This window comes from Streptomyces sp. NPDC058240 (assembly GCF_042882135.1).
Taxonomy (GTDB): Bacteria; Actinomycetota; Actinomycetes; order Streptomycetales; family Streptomycetaceae; genus Streptomyces.
This window is the reverse complement of record NZ_JBHVWT010000035.1, coordinates 1-24,205: the sequence shown is the minus strand read 5'-3', so window position 1 is coordinate 24,205 and position 24,205 is coordinate 1. Positions and strand designations below refer to the sequence as shown.

General features: G+C 67.6%; 20 protein-coding genes. 10 read left to right on the top strand and 10 right to left on the bottom strand.

What is annotated here, in order from left to right; all coding sequences use genetic code 11:
• Positions 1 to 303 precede the first annotated feature (303 nt).
• Positions 304 to 531, top strand: coding sequence for a hypothetical protein (locus tag ACFVX4_RS32635; protein WP_389984301.1), 228 nt, complete (start codon positions 304 to 306; stop codon positions 529 to 531).
• A 280-nt stretch (positions 532 to 811) separates the two neighbouring features.
• Here ACFVX4_RS32635 and ACFVX4_RS32630 read toward each other — a convergent pair whose 3' ends face one another.
• The 8 genes from ACFVX4_RS32630 to eccCa all read right to left on the bottom strand — a co-directional run bounded on the left by ACFVX4_RS32630 (position 812) and on the right by eccCa (position 11,760).
• On the bottom strand, positions 812 to 1,138 hold the full coding sequence (locus ACFVX4_RS32630; protein ID WP_389984298.1) for a hypothetical protein: 327 nt from the start codon (positions 1,136 to 1,138) through the stop codon (positions 812 to 814).
• Positions 1,139 to 1,184: 46 nt separating this feature from the next.
• Positions 1,185 to 1,682, bottom strand: coding sequence for an ISAs1 family transposase (locus tag ACFVX4_RS32625; protein WP_389984295.1), 498 nt, complete (start codon positions 1,680 to 1,682; stop codon positions 1,185 to 1,187).
• Between the two features lie 5 nt (positions 1,683 to 1,687).
• Positions 1,688 to 3,406, bottom strand: coding sequence for an IS1182 family transposase (locus ACFVX4_RS32620; protein WP_389984292.1), 1,719 nt, complete (start codon positions 3,404 to 3,406; stop codon positions 1,688 to 1,690).
• A gap of 48 nt (positions 3,407 to 3,454) precedes the next feature.
• On the bottom strand, positions 3,455 to 4,213 hold the full coding sequence (locus tag ACFVX4_RS32615; RefSeq protein ID WP_389984289.1) for an ISAs1 family transposase: 759 nt from the start codon (positions 4,211 to 4,213) through the stop codon (positions 3,455 to 3,457).
• A gap of 146 nt (positions 4,214 to 4,359) precedes the next feature.
• Positions 4,360 to 5,022 carry a hypothetical protein gene (locus tag ACFVX4_RS32610; RefSeq protein WP_389984286.1) on the bottom strand — a complete coding sequence of 221 codons (663 nt, stop codon included), beginning with the start codon at positions 5,020 to 5,022 and terminating at the stop codon, positions 4,360 to 4,362.
• Complete coding sequence (locus ACFVX4_RS32605) at positions 5,003 to 7,180, bottom strand: hypothetical protein (RefSeq protein ID WP_389984283.1); 2,178 nt, start codon at positions 7,178 to 7,180, stop codon at positions 5,003 to 5,005. Before ACFVX4_RS32605 ends, ACFVX4_RS32610 begins: the two co-directional genes overlap by 20 nt.
• Positions 7,180 to 7,623 (bottom strand): hypothetical protein, encoded by a 444-nt coding sequence (locus ACFVX4_RS32600; protein WP_389984280.1) that lies wholly within the window; start codon positions 7,621 to 7,623, stop codon positions 7,180 to 7,182. Before ACFVX4_RS32600 ends, ACFVX4_RS32605 begins: the two co-directional genes overlap by 1 nt.
• Before the next feature lie 162 nt (positions 7,624 to 7,785).
• Positions 7,786 to 11,760 carry a type VII secretion protein EccCa gene (eccCa, locus tag ACFVX4_RS32595; protein WP_389984277.1) on the bottom strand — a complete coding sequence of 1,325 codons (3,975 nt, stop codon included), beginning with the start codon at positions 11,758 to 11,760 and terminating at the stop codon, positions 7,786 to 7,788.
• A 292-nt stretch (positions 11,761 to 12,052) separates the two neighbouring features.
• On the opposite strand from eccCa, the gene eccD reads away from it, so the two are divergent.
• The 6 genes from eccD (at position 12,053) to ACFVX4_RS32565 (ending at position 19,207) form a co-directional block, all read left to right on the top strand.
• Complete coding sequence (eccD, locus tag ACFVX4_RS32590; protein WP_389984275.1) at positions 12,053 to 13,555, top strand: type VII secretion integral membrane protein EccD; 1,503 nt, start codon at positions 12,053 to 12,055, stop codon at positions 13,553 to 13,555.
• Positions 13,556 to 13,743: 188 nt separating this feature from the next.
• The gene (gene rpsO, locus ACFVX4_RS32585; RefSeq protein ID WP_003965855.1) at positions 13,744 to 14,034 is read left to right on the top strand and encodes a 30S ribosomal protein S15; all 291 of its coding nucleotides are present in this window, start codon (positions 13,744 to 13,746) and stop codon (positions 14,032 to 14,034) included.
• A gap of 334 nt (positions 14,035 to 14,368) precedes the next feature.
• Positions 14,369 to 16,582 (top strand): polyribonucleotide nucleotidyltransferase, encoded by a 2,214-nt coding sequence (locus tag ACFVX4_RS32580; protein ID WP_389984273.1) that lies wholly within the window; start codon positions 14,369 to 14,371, stop codon positions 16,580 to 16,582.
• Positions 16,579 to 17,958, top strand: a complete 1,380-nt coding sequence (locus ACFVX4_RS32575) for a M16 family metallopeptidase (RefSeq protein WP_389984271.1) — start codon at positions 16,579 to 16,581, stop codon at positions 17,956 to 17,958. The genes ACFVX4_RS32580 and ACFVX4_RS32575 overlap by 4 nt, the downstream gene beginning before the upstream one ends.
• Before the next feature lie 24 nt (positions 17,959 to 17,982).
• Positions 17,983 to 18,735: a 4-hydroxy-tetrahydrodipicolinate reductase gene (dapB, locus tag ACFVX4_RS32570; RefSeq protein WP_389984268.1), complete on the top strand. Its 753-nt coding sequence runs from the start codon at positions 17,983 to 17,985 to the stop codon at positions 18,733 to 18,735.
• 13 nt (positions 18,736 to 18,748) lie between these two features.
• Entirely contained in the window at positions 18,749 to 19,207 is a 459-nt protein-coding gene (locus tag ACFVX4_RS32565; protein ID WP_389984265.1) for a hypothetical protein, read from the top strand.
• Between the two features lie 40 nt (positions 19,208 to 19,247).
• Here the strand turns inward: ACFVX4_RS32565 and ACFVX4_RS32560 are convergent, their stop codons facing one another.
• Together ACFVX4_RS32560 and ACFVX4_RS32555 are read right to left on the bottom strand one after the other, a co-directional pair.
• Positions 19,248 to 19,799, bottom strand: coding sequence for a hypothetical protein (locus tag ACFVX4_RS32560; protein WP_389984262.1), 552 nt, complete (start codon positions 19,797 to 19,799; stop codon positions 19,248 to 19,250).
• Positions 19,800 to 19,893: 94 nt separating this feature from the next.
• Positions 19,894 to 20,133, bottom strand: coding sequence for a hypothetical protein (locus tag ACFVX4_RS32555; RefSeq protein ID WP_385337355.1), 240 nt, complete (start codon positions 20,131 to 20,133; stop codon positions 19,894 to 19,896).
• Between the two features lie 186 nt (positions 20,134 to 20,319).
• Between ACFVX4_RS32555 and thyX the strand changes: the two genes are divergently transcribed.
• The 3 genes from thyX (at position 20,320) to ACFVX4_RS32540 (ending at position 23,922) form a co-directional block, all read left to right on the top strand.
• The gene (gene thyX, locus ACFVX4_RS32550) at positions 20,320 to 21,057 is read left to right on the top strand and encodes an FAD-dependent thymidylate synthase (RefSeq protein ID WP_266427529.1); all 738 of its coding nucleotides are present in this window, start codon (positions 20,320 to 20,322) and stop codon (positions 21,055 to 21,057) included.
• Between the two features lie 152 nt (positions 21,058 to 21,209).
• Complete coding sequence (gene dapA, locus ACFVX4_RS32545; RefSeq protein WP_389984259.1) at positions 21,210 to 22,109, top strand: 4-hydroxy-tetrahydrodipicolinate synthase; 900 nt, start codon at positions 21,210 to 21,212, stop codon at positions 22,107 to 22,109.
• Between the two features lie 127 nt (positions 22,110 to 22,236).
• Positions 22,237 to 23,922, top strand: coding sequence for a ribonuclease J (locus ACFVX4_RS32540; RefSeq protein ID WP_389984256.1), 1,686 nt, complete (start codon positions 22,237 to 22,239; stop codon positions 23,920 to 23,922).
• Positions 23,923 to 24,205 lie beyond the last annotated feature (283 nt).

The following is a 24,205-nucleotide window of genomic DNA, read 5'->3' as shown; positions in this document are numbered from 1 at the left end:
TTCCCCGTTGCTCCGTTCCCGGGCACTCCGGGACGGGCCGCCATGCTCTCTGGTTTCAAGGGGCGAAATCAACGCCCGGAATCGGTACCGGCCCGCTGCAGCGCTGCCGTCCGAACCTGCGCAGGACTGCCCGCGCCCTCAGTTCACCCTTCGGCGCCGCCTCATGACGTCCAGGAAGCAGATTCCGGCGAACACCAGCACACTGGTCAGGGCCCTCCTGTTCATACCTCCGGCTCCGGTGGACGCCGCCGCCGCGTCGCCGGCCCGGGACGGCGGTTTCCCGCCCGCGCCTCCGCTTCGGCCATGTCCACCCGCTCCACGTTGCTCTGCTCCCTCTCCGAGCGGAACAGCAGCGCCAAGCCGTCCGCCGTGTACGTCGCTGATTCGGCCTGTTACTGGATCGGCGCCCCGACCGCCCGCTGGTCGGCTACGCAGGAGTTGACTTCGGTCTCAAACGCGGCGGCCGACACCGGCCGTGCGCCTTCGCGGACGATCACGTCGATCAGGGAGCCGTTCCGGGCACTTACGTAGGCATTGACTACGCTGAGCACGGGAGTGCCTCGCCGACCGACGTTCGCAGTGTCGGCCCACTACGAGCGGGCGAGGGCCAACTTCGAGCAAACCTCGGCAGAGCGCGGGTCAGGGCGGGTACGCACGGGAGGTGCCCACCCTGACCTGCGTCACGCACACCAAGCCGAGTACACCGCAGCGCCCCCCGCCGCGAGGCGGGGGGCGCTGTCGCTAGACCCTGATGCAGAACCATCCCCGCCTCGGAGGCTCAGCAGGTACAGGGCGAGAGAGTTGATCTCTGTCAACTCGCAGGCATAATTCGGCTGGTTGGTTCCGGCCACACCAGGCATCCGATGCTTCCCGGGCGCAGGGAAATCAGCTGGGTCGCACGGTCGGGAGTACGCAGTGACATCCGGAACCCGCCGTCCACAGCGGTGACCTGGGCGCTCCCGTCGTCGTGCGCGAGGCCCCACGCGGCGACACGGGCGTCAGGCTCACCGCTGTCGGTTTCGAACTGCTCGACCACGGCGAAGAGTCGGGGTGCGGTGGCTTCGACGAGGGCGCGGATCTCGTCGACGAAGCGTTCAGGAAGGCCAGTGGAGGAGGAAGGAGGAGATACGTTAGCCATGCGGAGTCCAGGGCTTCGGCGTAGTCGCGTGATATCCGGTTTGTGATCATGTGAGGCCGAGTAGGGCGAGCAGGCGTTTCGGGTCGCGGGAGTTGGCCCGGAGTGCGGCGGCGACGTTCTGTGTGCCGGCGATGCGCAGGGCGCCGATGGCAAGGTTGCGCCAGGTCGCCATGGTGCGGGGCGCGTTGCCGGTCCGCAGTTGCGAGGCGTCCTCGGCGAAGGTGGTGTCCCGCACGTGGTGCAGGGCCTCAATCTGCCAGTGCGAGCGGATCATGTTGGCGAGCTGGGCGGGAGTGGCCTGCCCGGCGCTCAGGCTGGTGACCGCGTAGACGGTCTTGATGCTGACCTTGCCGCTCTTGCGGTGCAGGCGGCGCCGCTTGAGCTGGACGGCCTGGCGGGCGCCGGGGAAGAGCAGGTTGTTCACGGTGCATACCTTGATGCGGCGGATCTCGCCACGGCCGTGACCGCTCTCGCGGATGCGGCTCTGGAGCGGAATCTGCTGCCAGGGAAGGGCTTTGAGCTGCTTGCGGACTCTGCTGCGCAATTCGTTCAGGCGGAGAGTTGGTAGCTGAGTCGTTCGAGCCTGCTGGTGCGGGGGCGGTCGAGGGGGCCTGTGGTCCAGTGGGCGTCGAGCCTGATCACGTTGAGTGCGGTGGCGGAGAAGGCGTGTTGGAGGCGGACTTTCGGCAGGCCGCGGTAGCGGGCCCGGCGGATGCCGGTGACGTCGAGGGCCTGGTTGATGGTGCCCTCGACGCCGGCGCGCAGGGCGTATTTGTTCTTCCAGGTGCCGGTCTTCTGCTCGGCGCGGGCCCGGGCGAGGTTCTCGTGGAGTTCCTCGGGCCGCAGGGTGAGCATGCGGCGCCTGGTCCTCGAGGTGGTGCACTGCTTCTGGAGAGGGCAGTCCCGGCAGGTCAGGACGCTGAAGGTGATGACGATCGCGTCTTTGCCGTGCTGCTTCACCGGGTTCCAGTGGGAGCTGGTCCTGCCGGCGGGGCAGCGGACCTGGCGGGTCTTCCAGTTGATGGTGAAGGCGTTCTTGTCGAAGCCTTCGGCGGCCTTGGCCTGGGCAGAGTGGTCCAGGAGGACCGGGGTGACCATGCGGATGCCCTGTTCCATGGCCTTGGTGATCAGGTTGGCCGACGGGTAGCCGGAGTCGAGGTAGTGCTCGCCGGGCTTCAACCCGTGCTCGGCGAGCTTGCGCTGGATCGGGGCGGTCGCCTTCACATCCGGCACGGTCGCGTCGGTGGTGTGCACGTCGGTGATCAGATTCGGCATCACCTCTGTCCCCGCATCGGGGTCGGCGTCGGCGTCGGCGTCGGGCAGGGTGGTGCAGGTTTCCGTGAGATGAATCTTGTATCCCATCCAGAACAGGTCGTCGCCCTTGGCCGCCCAGCGTGCGTCAGAGTCGTAGGGGGAGGTCAGGCGGAGTTGACCGGGCGGGACGCCGTCGTCGGCGTCCCGCTTCTTGATCACCTGCCGTCCCCGGGCATCGATCCGGACGATGTAGGTCTGCACGAGGACCTGCCGCAACAAACCGACGGCCTCGATCTCGCGAATCCAGGCCGGAGTGTCATCGGCCCAGGCCGCCCGGCACAAGGCGAGGGCATCCTGCCCGAAGACCCGGGCGAGACGGTCACGTTTCGCCTGCGAGGGCGGCATGCGCCAGCCGTCGGTCCTCGGTCCGTACCGCTCGGCGAACTCCGTCACGTTGATGTGCCCGGCCGGCCAGGCCGGTGCCGCGACCGCGAGGGCCTCCAGGGCCGCCCGCACGCTCTCCCCGGCCAGCTCCAGCCGGTTCAAGTCCCGCACCGCACTGATCACATGGGTGGAGTCCGTGCGCTGCTTGCCCCCGGCCGCCACCAGCCCGGCCTCCTTGCAGTGCTCCAGGAGCCGGTCGAAGACCACCCGTTCCAGACCGTTGTCCGCGAGCCGGGCCCGGAACCTGCACAGCACGCTGGCATCGAAACCGGTATCCGTCAGCTCCGTCCTCAGCGCGTACTTCCAGTCGATCGCCCGCACCGCCATCGCCGCGGCCTGCCGGTCCGTCAGGCCTTCCGCGAACTGCAACACCGTCACCAGCGACAACGCCCCGGGTGACAGGCCCGGAGCACCCCGCACCCCGAACGCCTCCGTGAACGGCTCATCAACGAAGACCTCCGCGAGGCGATCCCGCACCCGTATCGGCAAACTCCCCTTCGGGAACGCCGCCCGGGCCACCACCACCGTCTGTTCCGGGATCTCCGGCAACCCCACCGGCCGCATCGACATTTGTACCGCCTCCACGGCCGCACGACAGGAAGGCGACCCCGCCAACGATCATCGCCGACCCGGCCTTACCCCCGCAGCGAATTGCGCAGCAGAGTCCTTGCGGAGCTTCTTCTGATTCCCTTTGACGATCACGATGTAGTGGGCGCCTCGACTGGCGAGATACTCGGCGTGCTCGCGTTGGGTGTGCATGGCGTCGCTGGTCACGACCGTGTCGGCCAGGTCGGCGAGGTTGTCCAGAAGGGGCTGGAAGCACGTGATCTCGTTCGTCTTGTCTCCGACGTCCAGCTGGGCGAGGACCAGACGGCTGGTGTGGTCGAGTGCGGCCAGCAAGTGGATCTTGCGGCCGTCGGCTCTGGCGGCGCCGCGCAGGCTCTTGCCGTCCACCGCCACTGCCCGGCGGGTCTTCGGGCCGGGCTGAGTGCCGCGATCGGCCAACCAGGCGCCGACCGCCCGGTCGAGCGCATCGGCATCAAGGCGGGCCAGGGTGCGGCGGATCGTTGTCTCGCACGGCACCGGCCGGATGCCGGTCAACGGGCAGCGACGGGCGCCGATGCGGTCCAGGACCGCCGATGGCGCATCGGCAGCCCACTCGCTGATGGTCAGGAGCGAGGTCGCGCCGGTCAGCACGGCGCAGGCGGCCAGCGCCAGCACATACACCAGGCCGTGGCGCACACCGCGGGGCTTGCGCGGATCGGGGACAGCGGCCAACCGGGTCAGCAGCCCGGGCAGTTCGTGTTCCGCGGCATAGGGCTGGTCACGGAGTTGGTCAAGGACGGGCGGGACCGGAGAGGATACGACGGCAGGCACGGACTTCCGTAGGGATCACTGGACTCGACACCCACATGATCTTGGAAGCTCGTGCCTGTCCTGCGTCCGGGCCACCGCCGGCAGACATCGGGAAAACCCACTCAAGCCGCGACTACGCCGAAGCCCTGGCCCTGCCCGGCTGTGCATCACTTGAAGCGGGGCAACTTGCCGGGAAGTTCTCGGGCTTCCTGGCACTGCTGAATTTTATAGTTGTACTTCAGTAGCTGATAGGAGAAGTCGGTGACCGCCTGCCGCAACTCCATTCCGGTTGCCCGGGTTTCACCGATTGCCCTGGACTCCACGATCAGCGCATAGGTATTTCGCGCCTGTTCGGGCTTCTTTCCGGGCGGTGTACAAGGGACGTACATGGAAACGTCATCCGGGGATGCAATCACGCTGACGCCTCCCGCTCGCACCTCGAACTTCCCTTCCTCCCGACCGTGGCCGTAACCTTCTCGCCAGTCGTCAAAGGAGGCGTCGTGTACCAATCCATCGCCGGAAAGAATTGAGTCCTGACTGCGAGTCTTGACGTTGCAGGAGAAGACGAAGCTCTCCCCGAATGGATCAACCGTCCTTGCGCGTTCATGAGCCGTCATCGTGCTCGGAAGAATTTTGGCCACTATCCCCCGATCTATTGCACCCGAACACACCCTGGCAGGCAAGCGGTCAACCCCCTTGGTGAAAACCTCCACATAGCCGAAAACGCCCACAGCCAGAACAGCCAGACCCAGAACGGCCTGAATGGCCATCCTTTTCTCGATCCCCATTGCGGCAACCCCATCTTCACTCTCACGAACTGGGGCGGGCATGACTGTCCTCCAAAACTTGGTCACTCCGCGTCCAGCCGTCATTGATTCCCTCCAGGATCAACATATCTGTAGAACCACCAGGCAGCTTCGACTCATGCGCAGAAATTGCATCACGTGCTGAATTCTGTGTTTGCACTACGGCTGAATCCTGTGCGTGAGCAAGCCCCTTCCCTGACGCGTACAGGGAAGCGTCGAGTGCGCTCTCCTCTTCGCGTCCGTCCATCAGTCGATCGACCGCCATGCCGATGATTCCACCGAAGAATCCGCCGCCTGCCGCTCCCACCATTGCGCCCGACAGGTTCTGAGGTGCCAGCGCCACGGCCCCCACTCCAACGCCGGCGGACGCGATGGCCTTGTAGAAGTCACCCTGACTCTTGAGAGCCTCTTTCTCGCTCTTTTCGGATTCCAGCGTTCCCGCAATCGCGGCGTCGGCAACCGAGTGACCCACGATTCCCTCAATGAGTCCGGCATTGGTGGCGATCGCCTTGATCGCAACGTTCGGATCTCCATCAAAAAGAGAAGGATCCGAGACATGAGCCTCTAGGAGGCTACTGGTGTAAATCGTCTCACCCAATCGGATCGCAGCCCTCCCGTCTTTATCACGTGCAACCTCGTACAAAAATCTCTCACTATCCACCTTTTCCAACGCGGACGGATCGGCACTGTCGGAAAGGAAGATCGAGTCGGACCCTTTCCCTGTCAAGGCTTGGCTGATCTCAGGCATATAGGCAGAAGCCATATGCCCCAAACTCGCACCAATGGCAGAGTCCACGAGATCGGCCCCATTTCCGGGCTGCGCAACAGCGTTCATAACGTTTTTCATGATCTCGACCTGCGTCTTGGTGTGCGGCGCCGGTTCAGTCGGCACCTCGCCGAATGACACACTCGTGACGGCCGCTTCGAGCGCGTGCCCCACCGACTCCCCTCTGTCCGTGTACCTGGTGCTCTGGAGCACATGGTCAAGGACTGCTTTGTCATCGAAGGTGTTCGTGGCCGCTTCGGCGTTGTGGGAGAGGGCGTCCATGAAGCCGTTCACCGGGTCGTGCCCGTTGCCGTCCCCGAATATTAGGTCCGCCGACTGGTCCGGAACCGTCCAGGCGTCCTTGGTGTTCATCCCGACAAGGCCCGCCGGAGCCATGTCCGACTTGAGCAGCTTCTTGCCGTACTCGTCGAGGAATTCGCTGTCGTACTTGCCGTGGCCCATCAAACTGCTGATGACCTGGAACCCGATGGCCCCGATCGGACCCTTCAGTGGATTTGTCGGGTCGGCCCTGAAGTCGGTGTTGCCTTCGTTGATCAGGCCATGCTTCCACTCCTTCATCTGAGCGGAATCGGAGTACGTGGCCGAGGCCAGCGTCAGGCTCAGGTTCTTCTGGAGATCCTTGAGCCCCTCCAGTTCGGCTCCCTTGACCCCTGCATACCGGTCGGTGACCTCCGCCCAGAACTGCAGCGTGTCCTTCGGCTCGGCCGAAAGAGCGAACTGCTCAGAGAAGAGCGGGTCGTCGTGGTACTTCTTCAGGTACGTGTTGAGCTTGGCGAGGTCCTCGGCGGTACGGTCCGCGGGATCCTTCTTCACGATCTTCGCCATGTCCTTCGCCGCCTGCAGGGCGTCGGCGGCGGTATCGCGGTCCTTGTAGGAAGTGTCGGAGAAACCGTACTCGGCATGGTTGGCGATGGCCTTCAACACCTGGGCGGCGGTGCTGTCGCTCTCGGTGGCCTTGTTGAGGATCTCCTGAAGATCGTCCCGCAGCAGCTTCATCGCCTCCTTGCTGCCGGCGGGCTCGGGGTGGACGTTCACGAAGACGGTGAAGCCGCCGCCCTTCGTGCCGACGACCGAGAGATGCTTGTCCCAACCCCGGTCAATCACCCGATTGAGCTCGTCGCGGTAACTGATGAGCTCGCTACGGGTATCGCGGAGAATGTTCCGGATGCTGGTGGCCTGGGTGACGGCATCGGCGAACTCTCCTGCCGTCCTGTTGATGAACTCCCGCGAGACGGTGGCATTGACGCCCGCCCAGTTCGCCCTGTTCGCTTTGGCCATCAGATCGTCCCGCGCGGTCTTCTCCATCGCCGTGAGGTGCGTGATCATTCCGGTCCAGTCCTCGACCGCGGTCCCGAGCGATACGAAGTTGCCGTGGCGCAGTGCCTCGATGTCCATCAGGCATTGGTCCCCTCGTCGAAGCCCTTGTCCAGCGTCGAGATGCTACTGACGATGGACGCGATGAAATATTCGTCGCCCCGGTGCACCTTCTTGGTGAAGTCCATGTGATTCGAGATGTGGGCGCAGGCATCCACTAGCGACTGCAGTTGCTTCTCCCACTGCTTCTGCACCTGGTCGAGGCCACCACCGAGCTCGAACTCCTGGGAGGTGAGATCCCTTGCGGCAGTCTGACTGCTGGACCACGCGTCCCGGCCGTGCTGCGCGAGGTCCTCGAATAGTCTGAAGGCGCTGTCGCCGACAGCGGCCAGGTCCTGCTGATCGACCTTCAGGTCGCCCTGCTTGCTGTCGCTCCCCGCAGGTCCGGCTGTGTTGAGCTGCATCTGCGTGCTGTTCCTGTCGGCCGCATCGGCCTTCAGCTGCTCCCACTCGGCCCATGCCATGCGCGGAACCCTTCGGTGTGCGCCCGGAGTACCGGACTTTCGGAATCTCTTCTGTCCTGTGAGCGGCAGCCGCATCAGCGGTCGCCTGCCGACACCAGAGGCGGGGAGCACGGGGCGGGCGCGACCGGTCGTACCGACCCACCCACCGCCCCGCCCGCGGCCCTACCGGTGCCCGTCCATGAGCCCCGACTGCACCAGCGGATTCCCGCGCCGACGGGTGACGAAGACCCCGCGCCCCGGGGGCATCGGGCGCGGTCGTACGTTGCCGAGGACGTCCCCCTCGATGGGGTCGCCCGAGAGCATCAGGCCCTGTGCGCCCAGCTCCGTGATCCGTTGCATGAACGACTCGTACAGAGCCCGTCCGGCACCCGCCGTGCTACGGGCGATGATGAACCGGACGCCGACGTCACGTGAGAACGGCAGCATCTCCGTGAGCTTGGCCAGCGGGTTCCCGCTGGACGTGGAGACCAGGTCGTAGTCGTCGATGACCACGTACACCGTCGGGCCGCTCCACCAACTGCGTTCGCGCAGTTCCTGCGCCGTGACGTCGGGCGACGGAGTACGGCGCTTCATCAGGTCGTACAGCGCGTCCATGTGGTGCTCCATGTTGTTGGACATGGGCACGTACTCCGCCAGGTGCGTTGCAGGGGTGACGTCCAGGAGCGCTCGACGGTTGTCGATGACGAAGAACTTGCAGACGTTCCCGTCGTACCTCTCGGACAGCTGCTTGATGAGCAGCCGCAGCATATTGGACTTGCCGGACTCGCTCTCGCCGAACACCAGGAAGAACGGGTCGCGGTCGAAGTCGAGGAAGACCGGCTCCAGGTTGTTCTCGTCGATGCCGAACGCGACGCCCCGCTCCGGATGCGCGTAGCCCGCGGGCAGTTCGTGCACCGGGAGTTCGCGGGGCAGCAGCCGGACCGCCGGGGCGGGCGCCGCGGTCCAGTGCCGGGCGACCTCCTGGTTCATGGCCGCTGTCGCCTCGGAGAGGTCACTGTCGGAGTTGATGCCGTCGATCCGCGGTACCGCGGCCATGAAGTGCAGCTTCTCCGGTGTGAGACCACGACCGGGCACGCCGGCGGGCACGTTGACCGCGGCCTTGCGGTCCAGCTCGGAGTCCATGACGTCGCCGAGCCGCAGTTCGAGCCGGTTCATCAGGTGGTCCTTGAGGTTGGACCGGACCTCCATGGAACGCGACGCCGTGACGATGAGGTGGATGCCGTATCCGAGGCCGCGTGCCGCGATGTCCACCGCTGCCGCTTCCAGGGCCTCGTAGTCCGTACGGAAGTTGCCCCAGCCGTCGATGATCAGGAATACGTCGCCCCACGGCTGGTCCGTGGCCGGGATGTCGCCGCGCGCCCGCAGCCTGCGGAAGGTGGCGATGGAGTCGATGCCGGCGCTGCGGAAGTACTCCTCGCGCCGCGCCATGATCCCGTACACCTCGGAGACGGTGCGCCGCACCCGCTCGGGGTCGAGCCGGGAGGCGATGCCGCCGACGTGCGGCAGGCCGGAGACCGAGGCCATGCCGCCGCCACCGAAGTCGAGTCCGTAGAACTGGACCTCCTGGGGCGTGTGGGTGAGTGCGAAGCCCGCGATGAGTGTGCGCAGCAGCGTGGACTTGCCGGACTGCGGACCACCGGTGATCTGCATGTGACCCGCCGCACCGGAGAAGTCCCGGTAGAGCGTGTCGCGCCGCTGCTCGTACGGCTTGTCGACCACGCCGAGCGGTACGACGAGGCGGCCCGAACCCTCGAATCCGGGCTGGGTCAGCCCACGGCCCTCGACCGCGGAGAGCCCCGGCAGGAGCTCGTCCAGCGACGGCGGGTTGTCCAGCGGAGGAAGCCACACCTGGTGCGCGGAGGCCCCCCGGCCCTCCAGCCGGCGCACGATCACATCGAGCACCGTGTCGGCCAGGGCGTCGTCCTCCGACGTACGCGCGTCGGGCACGGAGGCGCCGGCCTGCGGGCTCGGCTGTACGTAGCGAACCGGCACCGGAGCCGCCGTGAACACCACCGGCCTGCGGTCCACCGGCAAGGGGCCGGAGGGCACGGCGGTCTGGGCGCCCGAGCGGTACACCCCGGAGACGTACGCGGCCTTGAAGCGCACCATCTCGTCCGTGCCGTACTTCAGGTACCCGGAGCCGGGGACGTTGGGCAGGTGATAGGCATCGGGCACACCCAGCGCCGCCCGGGACTCGCCGGCCGAGAACGTGCGCAGGCCGATCCGGTACGACAGATAGGTTTCCAGACCGCGCAGCCGCCCCTCCTCAAGGCGCTGCGAGGCCAGCAGCAGATGGACGCCCAGCGAACGGCCGATGCGCCCGATCTGCACGAACATCTCGATGAAGTCGGGCTTGGCGGTCAGCAGTTCGCTGAACTCGTCGATGACCAGGACGAGCGAGGGGATGGGCTGCAGCGGGGCGCCCGCGGCGCGTGCCTTCTCGTAGTCGTGGATGTTGGCGTAGTTGCCCGCGTCGCGCAGCATCTCCTGCCGGCGGTTGAGCTCACCGCTGATGGAGTCACCCATGCGGTCGACCAGCGTCAGATCGTCCGCGAGGTTGGTGATCACCGCCGCGACATGGGGCATCTGCGCCATGCCGGCGAAGGTGGCACCACCCTTGAAGTCCGCCAGGACGAAGTTGAGCGTCTCCGAGGTGTGGGTGACGGCAAGGCCGAGCACGAGTGTGCGCAGCAGCTCGGACTTTCCGGAACCGGTGGCGCCGACGCACAGTCCGTGCGGCCCCATTCCCTCCTGCGCCGCTTCCTTGAGGTCCAGCATCACGGGGCTGCCGTCCTCGCCGACCCCGATCGGGACGCGCAGCCGCTCCGCCTGGGAGCGGGCCCGCCAGGTCCTGGCGACATCGATCGAGGCCGCGTCACCGAGGTTCAGCAGATCGGTGAATTCGAGATTGGCGAGAAGTGGCTCGTCGTCGTCCCCGCCCGAGGCCACATGGAGCGGCGCCAGTTGCCGGGCCAGCGCTTCGGCGGCCTCGTGACTGAGCAGGTCGGGAACGCCGTCGTAGACCAGTCCGTGCCCGGACTCCAGCTGGAGCAGATGGGGTTGGACCACGACGGACAGGCCGCCACGTGCGCCGTTGACCTCGCCCGGTACGACCTCGATGACCGTCACGCCCTGAAGGCCCTCGGCCGCGGCGAGCGCGGACACCGGCGATACGGACTGGCCGTCGAGCACGACGACGACATGGGGCTGGTCCATGAGCGGCTGGCCATCGGGCTGGAAGCGCGGCCGGCCGTCGAGCCGGGGCGCGAGCATCTCCTCCAGCTCCGCGACGCTCGTGGTGATCAGCCGGCGGACGCCGGCACCGTCGACGAGGTCCGGGGCCTGGACGTGCGGGAGCCACTTCGTCCATTCCCAGCGCGGGGCGGCGTCCCGGTCCGTCGCGACGGCGACGACCAGGTCCTCGGGGGAGTGCAGTGAGGCGAGCGCACCGACCATCGCGCGGGCCGTGGAACGGACGGACTCCGCCTCGCCGCTGATCGTCAGGTGGTAGAAGGCGCGCAGCGAGACCGCCATGGGCAGGCCGTCGAGCGTGCTGTGGGTCGTCAGGAACTGCTGCATCGCCCCCGCGGTCAGCGGCTCCAGCTCGTCCACCGGCGCGGTGTCGGGGGCGATGAGCGGCGTGGCGAGTTCCTGACTGCCCAGGCCGATGCGTACCTGCGCGAAGTCGGCGTCACCGACGCGGCGTTCCCAGACCCGGCTGCCTTCGGCGACGAGTGCCCAAAGTTGGTCCGGGGACGGGTGGAGATAGAACTGTGCGTCGCGCTGCTTCCGGGCCGTCTTCAGCACGGCGCGTCTGGTCTGCGTCAGGTACTTCAGGTAGTCACGCCGCATGTCGGCGAGCTGTCCCTGGGTCCCCCGCCGGAAGCGGACCATCATCGCGACGGCCATGGCGACCGTCGAGGCGATCATGATCATGCCCATGATGCGCATGATCGGGTTCGGGGTCATGAAGAAGAAGACCACGGAACCACCCATGCCGAGCATCGGCAGCAGCTGCATCATCACCCCCTCCTGCTGACCGCGAGGCAGCTCGGGCGGAGGTTGCAACTGCACCTGCTCGTCCGGCACTTCGGAGGGCAGAGCCCGCGGTGGGCGCTTGACGACAATCTGGCTCACAGCTCACCAATTCCCTTGCCGGACAGAACTGTTCGTATCGGCGCCCCCGTGGCGACGGGCTCCATCCGCGGGAGGATCCTACTGGCGTATGGAATGACACCGGGAGCGGTAGGGTGTCGCAACGCGTGTAAGCATTCGCTAACTACCGCAAGGAAACGGCCGTTCGGGGCGCGAGGGCCGTCCCGTAACCCCCGGTGTGCGCGAGGCGCCGGAGGTTGTGGGACGGCCCTTAGCGAGGTCCGCGATCCCCGGTTCGTTTCAGGAGAACGATGAGGGGGAGCAGCAGGTGACTATGACGGCCCAAACGGCGGCCACCGGACAAGGTCGGCCCGGTTCCGGAGTTCCGGCCAGCAACGGAACCGGCTTCTGCCGGGTCACGGTCGTCGCGCCCGACAGCCGCGTCGACGTGGCGCTGCCCGAGGACATCCCCGTCGCCGACCTGTACCCGGAGATCCTCCGGCTGTCGGGACAGAGCCCCGCCCAGGGCGCTCCGGTCGGCTATCACCTGGTGCGTCGCGACGGCACCGTCCTCGACAGCGGGCGCACCCTGGCCGGTCAGCGCATCCTCGACGGCGAACTGCTGTCCCTGCGCCCCTTCTCCGAGTCGCTGCCCCCCGCGGTCTTCGACGACGTCTCCGACGCGGTCGCCACCGCCGTCGCCCGCGACCGCACCCTCTGGGGCGACAGCCTCATGCGCGGTGCCGGGCTCTTCGCGGGGTCGCTCCTGCTGGTCCTGCTCGGTTTCGTGTTGTGGAACTCCGGCCCCCGGCACGACATGCACGGACTGCCGGGCGCCCTTGCCGCGATCGTCGCCGTACTCGCTCTCGCGCTCGCCTGCGTACGTGCCCGGGTTTACGACGACCGGGGATCGTCCACGGCGCTGGGCATCGGCGCGCTCGCGAACGCCGCGGTCTCCGGAGCCGGGCTGCTGTCGCTCGGTGAGGGGCAGGGCATCGGCAGGCTCCAGTTCCTGCTCGCCTGCGCCGCTGTGCTGGTGGCGGCCGTGATCCTCATGATCGCCGCCCCCGGTGGGGACGGTCTCTTCGTCGCGTTCGTGTTCGCCGCCGCTATCGGTCTGCTGGTGACCTTCATCGCGATCATGGCCGGCATGGAGCCCGCCGAGTCCGCGGCGGTGTGCGCGCCGCTCTCCGTGGGTGTCCTCGCCTTCCTGCCCGGTCTCTCCACCCGTTTCGCCCGCCTCCCCATCGGCTTCGAGCCGCCCCGTACCACCGTCGGTGACTACGGGACGTCCGAACCGGCTCCGCAGGGCCCGGTCGACGCCGACCGCATCGCCGCCCAGGCGCGGCGCGGCCACGAACTGCTCGTCGGCCTGGTCGGCGGATGCGCGCTGGTTGCCGTGTGCGCCGCAGCCGTCCTGGGATTCTCGGACAACATCTGGGGTCAGCTGCTGGCGCTCGCCACCGGGATCGCCATGCTGATGCGTTCCCACCTGTTCCGTTACACGGCCCAGGTCGGCTGCGCGCTGGCGGCGGGTCTCGGCGCACTCGTGCTCCTGGGCCTCGGCCTGTCCCTCAACCCGCCGGTCGAAATGCTGCGCGACGCCGCCATGGGGGACAGCACCGCGCTCGACATCCGTACGATCTGGCTCGCCGCGGCCGTTGCGGGCGCCGCCGCTCTGATCACTGCCATCGGGCTGATCGTGCCGCGCAAGGGAGTGACCCCGTTCTGGGGGCGCTTCCTGGAGATCGCCGAAGCGTGTGTGCTCCTGACGCTGATCCCCCTGTGCCTCGCCGTTTTCGATCTCTACCAGTCGATCCGCGCTCTCACCAGCTGACCCCGCGCACCCGCCCGGCCGAACCGGCTGCGCCGGGCTGGTACGCTGTGTGACGGCCGTTTGTGTACGCCCTTCCGGATCATGCTGGGAGCTGCGCTCATCGGACCTTCGCCTCCGAGTCATGGAAGCTCCCCTGCGATCAAGACCAGGGGCACTCGTGGGCGCATCGAACATCAAGAGGAGTACGCGTGCCGCTCGACGCCGCTACGAAGAAGCAGATCATGTCCGAGTTCGCCCAGAAGGAGGGTGACACCGGATCCCCCGAGGTCCAGGTCGCGATGCTCTCCCGCCGGATCTCGGACCTGACGGAGCACCTCAAGACGCACAAGCACGACCACCACTCCCGTCGTGGTCTGCTGATCCTGGTCGGCCAGCGTCGCCGCCTCCTTCAGTACCTGGCCAAGAAGGACATCCAGCGCTTCCGTGCGCTGGTCGACCGCCTCGGCATCCGCCGCGGTGCGGCCGGCGGCGCCAAGTAGTTCGCCGTGAAGGGAGCGGTTCCCACCACTGAGGGGGCCGCTCCCTTTGTTGTACGTACGATTGTGCGTACATACGCACATCCGGGAAGTGACGGGCCCGCCCGCACCACCGGAATGCCAAGCTGAGCCGAATCTCAGTAACCTGGTCGGAGAACGACCAACAGACGAGCGAGAAGCAGACCTCCCCGCCGCCGGTCCTCGGTAGTGGCCCCCGGACTCATCGACCCGGGTGCTTCGATCGAAGACCGGCCCGCCGATGGAGGGCTTCTCCGCTACCGTCCCCCGCCACACGGGCGTGGGGGCGAGAAGACGATATGTATCGGAGAAAACGCTAGTGGAGAACGAGACCCACTACGCCGAGGCCGTTATCGACAACGGAACCTTCGGCACCCGCACCATCCGCTTCGAGACGGGCCGCCTGGCCAAGCAGGCCGCCGGCTCCGCCGTGGCGTACCTGGACGACGACACCATGGTGCTGTCGGCCACCACCGCTTCCAAGAAGCCCAAGGACCAGCTCGACTTCTTCCCCCTCACGGTGGACGTCGAGGAGCGGCAGTACGCCGCCGGCAAGATCCCCGGCTCCTTCTTCCGTCGTGAGGGCCGGCCCTCCGAGGACGCGATCCTCACCTGCCGCCTGATCGACCGCCCGCTGCGCCCCTCCTTCAAGAAGGGCCTGCGCAACGAGATCCAGATCGTCGAGACGATCATGGCGCTCAACCCCGACCACCTGTACGACGTGGTCGCGATCAACGCCGCCTCCTGCTCCACGCAGCTGGCCGGCCTGCCCTTCTCCGGTCCGGTCGGCGGCACCCGTGTCGCGCTGATCAAGGGCCAGTGGGTCGCCTTCCCGACGCACACCGAGCTCGAGGACGCCGTCTTCGACATGGTCGTCGCCGGTCGCGTCCTGGAGGACGGCGACGTCGCGATCATGATGGTCGAGGCCGAGGCCACCGAGAAGACCATCCAGCTCGTCAAGGACGGCGCCGAGGCCCCCACCGAGGAGGTCGTCGCCGCCGGTCTCGAGGCCGCGAAGCCCTTCATCAAGGCGCTCTGCAAGGCACAGTCCGACCTGGCCGCCAAGGCCGCCAAGCCGGTCGGCGAGTTCCCGGTCTTCCTGGACTACCAGGACGACGTCTTCGAGGCGCTCGCCGCCGCCGTGACGTCCGAGCTGGCCCAGGCGCTCACCATCGCCGGCAAGCAGGACCGCGAGGCCGAGCTGGACCGCGTCAAGGAGATCGCCGCCGGGAAGCTCCTCCCGGCCTTCGAGGGCCGCGAGAAGGAGATCTCCGCCGCGTACCGCGCGCTGACCAAGAAGCTGGTCCGCGAGCGCGTCATCAAGGACAAGGTCCGCATCGACGGCCGTGGCGTCACGGACATCCGTACGCTCGCCGCCGAGGTCGAGGCCATCCCGCGGGTGCACGGCTCGGCGCTGTTCGAGCGTGGCGAGACCCAGATCCTGGGCGTCACCACCCTCAACATGCTCCGCATGGAGCAGCAGCTGGACACCCTCTCCCCGGTGACCCGCAAGCGCTACATGCACAACTACAACTTCCCGCCGTACTCCGTCGGTGAGACCGGCCGCGTGGGCTCGCCCAAGCGCCGCGAGATCGGCCACGGCGCGCTCGCCGAGCGCGCCATCGTGCCGGTGCTGCCGACGCGCGAGGAGTTCCCCTACGCGATCCGCCAGGTCTCCGAGGCGCTGGGCTCCAACGGCTCGACGTCCATGGGCTCGGTCTGCGCCTCCACCATGTCGCTGCTGAACGCCGGTGTGCCGCTCAAGGCCGCCGTCGCCGGTATCGCCATGGGCCTGATCTCCCAGGAGATCGACGGCAAGACCCACTACGTCGCCCTCACCGACATCCTCGGTGCGGAGGACGCCTTCGGCGACATGGACTTCAAGGTCGCCGGCACGAAGCAGTTCGTCACCGCGCTCCAGCTCGACACCAAGCTCGACGGCATCCCCGCCTCGGTCCTGGCCGCCGCGCTGAAGCAGGCCCGCGACGCCCGCCTCCACATCCTCGATGTGATGAACGAGGCCATCGACGTCCCGGACGAGATGTCCCCGAACGCCCCGCGGATCATCACCGTCAAGATCCCGGTGGACAAGATCGGTGAGGTCATCGGCCCCAAGGGCAAGATGATCAACCAGATCCAGGAGGACACCGGCGCCGACATCACGATCGAGGACGACGGCACCATCTACATCGGTGCCGCCGACGGACCGGCCGCCGAGGCCGCCCGCGCCACGATCAACTCGATCGCCAACCCGACCATGCCGGAGGTCGGCGAGCGCTACCTGGGTACGGTCGTCAAGACCACCACCTTCGGTGCCTTCGTCTCCCTCATGCCCGGCAAGGACGGCCTGCTGCACATCTCGCAGATCCGCAAGCTCGCCGGTGGCAAGCGCGTGGAGAACGTCGAGGACGTGCTCGGCGTCGGCGCCAAGGTCCAGGTCGAGATCGCGGAGATCGACTCCCGCGGCAAGCTCTCCCTGATCCCGGTCGTCGAGGGCGAAGAGGACGAGAAGAAGGACGACGCCGCCAAGTGACGTCCCGTAGTTCCGTGACGACGGCCCGCGCCTCCTCCGAGGCGCGGGCCGTCGCCCGTACCCAAACGCTTCTCAAGGGCACCAACGGCATCGGTACGGTCCGCCGCACCGTCCTGCCCGGCGGTCTCCGGGTCGTCACCGAGACCCTGCCCTCCGTACGCTCCGCCACCTTCGGTATCTGGGCCAACGTCGGATCACGCGACGAGACCCCCACGCTGAACGGCGCGACGCACTACCTCGAGCACCTCCTCTTCAAGGGCACCGCCAAGCGCAGCGCCCTCGACATCTCCGCCGCGATCGACGCGGTCGGCGGCGAGATGAACGCCTTCACGGCGAAGGAGTACACCTGCTACTACGCGCGGGTCCTCGACACCGACCTGCCGCTGGCCATCGATGTCGTCTGCGACATGCTGACCGGCTCGCTGATCACCGCCGAGGACGTCGACGCCGAGCGCGGCGTCATCCTCGAAGAGATCGCGATGACCGAGGACGACCCGGGCGACTGCGTCCACGACCTGTTCGCGCACACCATGCTCGGCGACACCCCCCTCGGCCGCCCGGTCCTCGGCACCGTCGACACCATCAACGCGCTCGACCGCAGCCGGATCGCCCGCTTCTACAAGAAGCACTACGACCCCACGCACCTGGTCGTCGCCGCCGCCGGCAACATCGACCACGCCACGGTCGTACGCCAGGTCCGCAAGGCCTTCGAGCGGTCGGGCGCCCTGTCCCGCACCGACGCCGTCCCGGTCGCCCCGCGCGAGGGCTCCCGCACCCTGCGCACCGCGGGTCGGGTGGAGCTCCTGAACCGCAGGACCGAGCAGGCCCACGTCGTCCTCGGCGTACCCGGCCTGGCCCGCACCGACGAGCGCCGCTGGGCGCTGGGCGTCCTCAACACCGCCCTCGGCGGCGGCATGAGCTCACGCCTCTTCCAGGAGGTACGGGAGAAGCGCGGCCTCGCCTACAGCGTGTACTCGTACACCTCGGGCTTCGCCGACTGCGGACTCTTCGGGGTGTACGCGGGCTGTCGGCCCAGCCAGGTCCACGACGTCCTCAAGATCTGCCGGGACGAACTCGACCGGGTGGCGTCCGAAGGACTGAGCGACGAGGAGATCGGCCGCGCCATCGGGCAGCTCTCCGGCTCCACGGTCCTCGGCCTGGAGGACACCGGCGCGCTGATGAACCGCATCGGCAAGAGCGAACTGTGCTGGGGCGACCAGATGTCGGTCGACGACATGCTGGCCCGGATGGCGCAAGTCACCCCCGACGACGTCCGCGCGGTCGCGGGCGAGGTCCTCGGACACCGCCCCTCCCTCTCCGTCATCGGTCCGCTCAAGGACAAGCAGGCCGACCGCCTCGAAGAAGCGGTCTCCTAACCCCACCCGTAAGGAAGCAGAGCAATGAGCAAGCTGCGCGTGGCCGTTCTCGGCGCCAAGGGCCGCATCGGATCCGAGGCGGTACGAGCCGTCGAGGCCGCCGACGACATGGAGCTGGTGGCCGCGCTGGGCCGCGGCGACGAGCTGGAGACCCTCACGGAATCCGGCGCCCAGGTCGTCGTCGAGCTCACCACCCCCGCGTCCGTGATGGGCAACCTCGACTTCTGCGTCCGGCACGGCATCCACGCCGTCGTCGGTACGACGGGCTGGTCCGACGAACGGCTCGCGCAGCTGAACACCTGGCTCGCCGGCTCCCCGGAGACCGGTGTGCTCATCGCGCCGAACTTCTCCATCGGCGCCGTCCTCACGATGAAGTTCGCGGAGCAGGCCGCCCGCTACTTCGAGTCCGTCGAGGTCATCGAACTCCACCACCCCGACAAGGCCGACGCCCCCTCGGGCACCGCCACCCGCACCGCCCAGCTGATCGCCGAGGCCCGCAGGAAGGCCGGCTGCGCCCCGCAGCCGGACGCCACCACCACGGCCCTGGACGGGGCCCGGGGAGCGGATGTCGACGGGGTCCCGGTCCACGCGGTCCGGCTCCGCGGCCTCCTCGCCCACCAGGAAGTGCTGCTCGGCGGCGAGGGCGAGACCCTCACCATCCGCCACGACTCCCTGCACCACAGCAGCTTCATGCCGGGCATCCTGCTCGGCGCACGCCGCGTGGTGACCACTCCCGGCCTCACATTCGGCCTGGAACACTTCCTCGACCTGAACTGACTGAGCCCCCGCCATGCGCGCAAAGATCACTTACTTCGCCACCGCTGCCGTCCTGGTCTTCTACTTCGTCCTGGTCGGCAGCCGCGGCGTCCTGCTCATCGAGCACGGCACCCTGCTGACGGTCACCTTCGGGGTCGCGGTGCTGATCCTGCCGGTGATCGGCATCTGGTTCCTCTGGAAGAACACCCAGTTCGTGTCGCGGGCGAACGCGCTGGCCGCGGAACTCGACGCGGAGGGCGGCCTGCCGGTCGACGAACTGGTCCGCACCCCGTCCGGCCGCATCGACCGCGACTCGGCCGACGCGGTGTTCGCCCGCCGCCGCGAGGAGACCGAGGACTCCCCGGACGACTGGCGCTGCTGGTTCCGCCTCGCCGTCGCCTACCAGGACGCCAGGGACACCCCGCGGGCCCGAAAGGCCATGCAGCGAGCCATCGCCCTGCACATGAAGACCGCCCGGCCCAGCACATCCTGAACGGGCGTGCCGGGCCGGGCGGCCCGTTCGTCCAAGGGCCTCAGACCCGCCGGTACTCGTCCCCCCACGCCTCGACCGTGTCGGCCGCACGGTCGAACGCCTCGCCGCGCGTCAGGAAGTCGGCGCTGTTGTCGGTGAGCAGCGGCGCCATCGCCTCGCCCCCCTGGCGTACGACGATCAGGGCCTGCCCCTGGACCGTGCGCGGGAACCCGAGCCACTTCACCGGCTGCTGCACCGTACGGATGGCGGTGACCCGGTTCCACGGCACGGTCGCCGTCGTGAAGAAGCCCACCCGGCGCACGCCGTGGCGGCTGACCCAGGCACCGACCCGCAGCAGCCGCAGCGCGCAGAGGATGACCCCGAGGGCCAGTACCAGGCACACGGCCGTGCCCGGCAGCGCCCCGGCGAACGCGATGATCATTCCCGCGAGCAGCACGAAGGACGCGAGCAGCAGCAGGAAGGCCGCAGCCGCGACGCGCCAGGGGCCGGGGCGGTACGGACGTCGCCAGCTGTCGTGGTCGTCGAACGGCAGCGCGATGTCCTCGGCGCTCGCGTCAAACGCGCGGTCGGCCGTCAGAAAGGGCAGGGGCACGACAGATCCTCACTCACAAACACGCTCGATTGCTGTGCCCGGTGAGGCTACCGAGGAGGTCACCGACCCGACCACCCCAGGGGGCCCGTACGAGTCAGTGCCCGTGGGCGGCCTCGGTCTGCTCGGCATGCGAAGGACTCTGGGTGGGGCTGAGCGCGGGCAGACCGAGGATCAGCGACCCGACCAGGCCGGCGACCACCGTCAGCCCGACGAGGGAACGGGCGGCCAGCTGGGAGACGCTGGCGCGCTCCCGCGGGGGCGGAGTGACATTGCTGCGGAATCGGTCGCTCTCGGCCACGAACGAGAACGGGACGGCTTCACGCCGGCGGAACATGAGGAAGGTCTCCTTGAACTCTGTTACGGATGCTGCTAGTGAGTCAGACGCACGGCGGGCCCGATCGGTGCCCCGAATCGCCGAATTCGTCGAAGAAATCCCTGGACGGCCCTTCCCGACCTGGTTGTCAGTGGTGGCCCGTAGAGTGGGCGCCGCCCGAGCGACGCAACTGGAAGGACCCCGCCGGTGACCGAGACCCCCGAGCCCGCAAAGCCCAGCTTCCGCAGCGATGTCACCGTTGAGCTGGTGAAACACGCCGCGGGCGACTCCGACGTCCTGTTCGCGGCCCGTGTCTCCACGGCCGGCGAGCAGTCCCTGGAGGAGGTCACCAAGGACCCCGAGCGCTCCAAGGGCCTCATCAACTACCTGATGCGCGACCGCCACGGCAGCCCGTTCGAGCACAACTCGATGACCTTCTTCATCAGCGCCCCGATCTTCGTGTTCCGCGAGTTCATGCGGCACCGCGTCGGCTGGTCGTACAACGAGGAATCGGGCCGTTACAGGGAGCTGGAGCCGGTCTTCTACGTCCCGGACGCGTCCCGCAAGCTCGTCCAGCAGGGCCGCCCCGGCAAGTACGAGTTCGTCGAGGGCACCCGGGCCCAGCAGGAGCTCACCGGCCGCGTCATGGAGGATTCCTACCGCCAGGCGTACGAGGCGTACCAGGAGATGCTCGCCGCAGGAGTGGCCCGCGAGGTCGCCCGCGCCGTGCTCCCCGTCGGCCTCTTCTCCTCGATGTACGCCACGTGCAACGCCCGCTCGCTGATGCACTTCCTCGGCCTGCGTACCCAGCACGAGCTGGCGAAGGTGCCGTCCTTCCCGCAGCGCGAGATCGAGATGGTCGGACAGCAGATGGAGGAGCACTGGGCCCGGCTCATGCCGCTCACCCATGCAGCCTTCAACAAGAACGGACGCGTAGCCCCGTAAGCGGTGTCCGTATTGCGGCGTTTCGTGAAGTTCATCTAGGCTGATCAAACGGACCCGGCACTGCTTGAACCCCCGAGCAGGCAGTGCCGGGCTCCTACAGCTTGTCCCCCCGAGGGGACATTGGGCGCTGAGCAGCGAGTAGCGTGTTACCCATGGCTCCGATCTCCACTCCGCAGACCCCCTTCGGGCGGGTCCTCACCGCTATGGTCACGCCCTTCACGGCGGAGGGTGCACTCGACCTCGACGGTGCCCAGCGGCTCGCCGCCCATCTGGTGGACGCAGGCAATGACGGCCTGGTCGTCAACGGCACCACCGGCGAGTCCCCGACCACCAGCGACGCGGAGAAAGACCAGCTCGTAAGGGCGGTACTGGAAGCCGTGGGGGACAGGGCCCACGTCGTCGCCGGCATCGGCACCAACGACACCCGGCACAGCATCGAGCTCGCCCGTACGGCCGAACGCTCCGGCGCCCACGGACTCCTCGCGGTGACGCCGTACTACAACAAGCCGCCGCAGGAAGGCCTCTTCCGCCACTTCACGGCCATCGCCGACGCCACCGGCCTGCCGGTGATGCTCTACGACATTCCCGGTCGCAGCGGTGTGCCGATCGACACGGAGACGCTGGTACGGCTCGCCGAGCACCCGCGCATCGTCGCCAACAAGGACGCCAAGGGCGACCTCGGCCGCGCCAGCTGGGCCATCGCACGCTCCGGCCTCGCCTGGTACTCCGGCGACGACATGCTGAACCTGCCGCTGCTCTCGGTCGGCGCCATCGGATTCGTCTCCGTCGTCGGCCATGTCGTCACCCCCGACCTGCGCGCCCTCATCGAGGCGTATGCCGGCGGCGACGTCCAGAAGGCCACGGAGATCCACCAGAAGCTCCTGCCGGTCTTCACCGGCATGTTCCGTACCCAGGGTGTGATCACCACCAAGGCCGCACTGGCCCTCCAGGGCCTCCCGGCGGGCCCGCTGCGTCTTCCCCTGGTGGAACTCACCGCACAGGAAACGGCGCAGCTCAAGATCGATCTCGCAGCCGGTGGGGTAGAGCTGTAACTACAGACTTCACAACTGAATAAGCGAAGAACACTCGCAAGAGCGATCACAGACAACAGCAAGTGCACGAATGACATGCGCGCCACGTGCCCAAGCGGTACGTGGCGTGCGTGGTAAGGAGAGTCTTTTGAGTCATCCGCATCCCGAACTCGGCACCCCGCCGAAGCTCCCGAAGGGCGGCCTCCGGGTCACCCCGCTCGGCGGCCTCGGCGAAATCGGCCGCAATATGACGGTCTTCGAGTACGGCGGCCGCCTGCTCATCGTCGACTGTGGAGTTCTCTTCCCCGAGGAGGAGCAGCCCGGAATCGACCTGATCCTGCCGGACTTCACCACGATCCGGGACCGTCTCGACGACATCGAGGGCATCGTCCTCACGCACGGCCACGAGGACCACATCGGTGGTGTCCCGTATCTGCTGCGTCTGAAGCCGGACATCCCTCTCATCGGCTCCAAGCTGACCCTCGCGCTGATCGAGGCGAAGCTCCAGGAGCACCGCATCCGTCCGTACACCCTCGAAGTGGCTGAGGGCCAGCGCGAGCGCATCGGTGTGTTCGACTGCGAGTTCATCGCGGTCAACCACTCCATCCCGGACGCCCTCGCGGTCGCCATCCGCACACCCGCGGGGATGGCCGTCGCGACCGGCGACTTCAAGATGGACCAGCTCCCGCTGGACGGCCGGCTCACCGACCTGCACGCTTTCGCCCGGCTGAGCGAGGAAGGCATCGACCTCCTTCTCTCCGACTCGACGAACGCCGAGGTCCCCGGCTTCGTACCGCCCGAGCGGGACATCTCCAACGTCCTGCGCACGGTCTTCGCCAATGCCCAGAAGCGCATCATCGTGGCGAGCTTCGCCAGCCACGTGCACCGCATCCAGCAGATCCTCGACGCGGCACACGAGTACGGCCGCAGGGTCGCCTTCGTCGGCCGCTCGATGGTCCGCAACATGGGCATCGCCCGTGACCTCGGGTATCTGAAGGTCCCCGCGGGCTTGGTCGTCGACGTCAAGACCCTCGACGACCTGCCGGACGACGAGGTCGTGCTGGTCTGTACGGGATCCCAGGGCGAGCCGATGGCCGCACTGTCCCGGATGGCCAACCGCGACCACCAGATCCGGATCGTCCAGGGCGACACGGTGATCCTCGCGTCGTCCCTGATCCCGGGCAACGAGAACGCGGTCTACCGCGTGATCAACGGACTGACCCGCTGGGGCGCCAACGTCGTCCACAAGGGCAACGCCAAGGTCCACGTCTCGGGCCACGCCTCGGCCGGCGAGCTGCTGTACTTCTACAACATCTGCAAGCCGAAGAACCTGATGCCGGTCCACGGCGAATGGCGCCATCTGAGGGCCAACGCCGAACTGGGCGCGCTCACCGGCGTACCCAAGGACCACATCGTCATCGCCGAGGACGGCGTCGTCGTCGACCTCATCGACGGCAAGGCCAAGATCGTCGGCAAGGTCCAGGCGGGATATGTGTACGTCGACGGCCTCTCGGTCGGCGATGTCACCGAGACCTCGCTCAAGGACCGCCGCATCCTCGGTGACGAGGGCATCATCTCGGTCTTCATCGTGGTCGACAGCTCCTCCGGCAAGATCACGGGCGGGCCGGACATCCACGCCCGCGGCTCCGGCATCGACGACTCGGCGTTCAGCGCCGTGGTGCCGAAGATCGAGGAAGCGATCAACAAGTCCGCCCAGGACGGCGTGCTGGAGCCGCACCAGCTCCAGCAGCTCGTCCGTCGCACGGTGGGCAAGTGGGTTTCCGACACCTACCGCCGGCGCCCGATGATCCTTCCCGTCGTCGTCGAGGTCTGACGCCGACAGGAACGAACTCCGGAGCGGGGCCCCCGATTTGCATCGGGGCGCCCCGCTCCAGTACGTTTACGGCTCCGCCTGACCGGGAAGCACCGCGCACACTCGTGTGCAGTGAGCGTCCCGGACGGGGCGGGAATTCCGACTCAGAACTTCTGATAAAGTCGGATCCGCCGAAAGGCAAAGACCAATCCAAAGGTCACCGGAATTCAAATTCGGACCGGAAACGGAACGAAAAAGAGTCTGGTAAGGTTGGAACCGCTGGAAAGGGAAGCGCGAAAGCGAA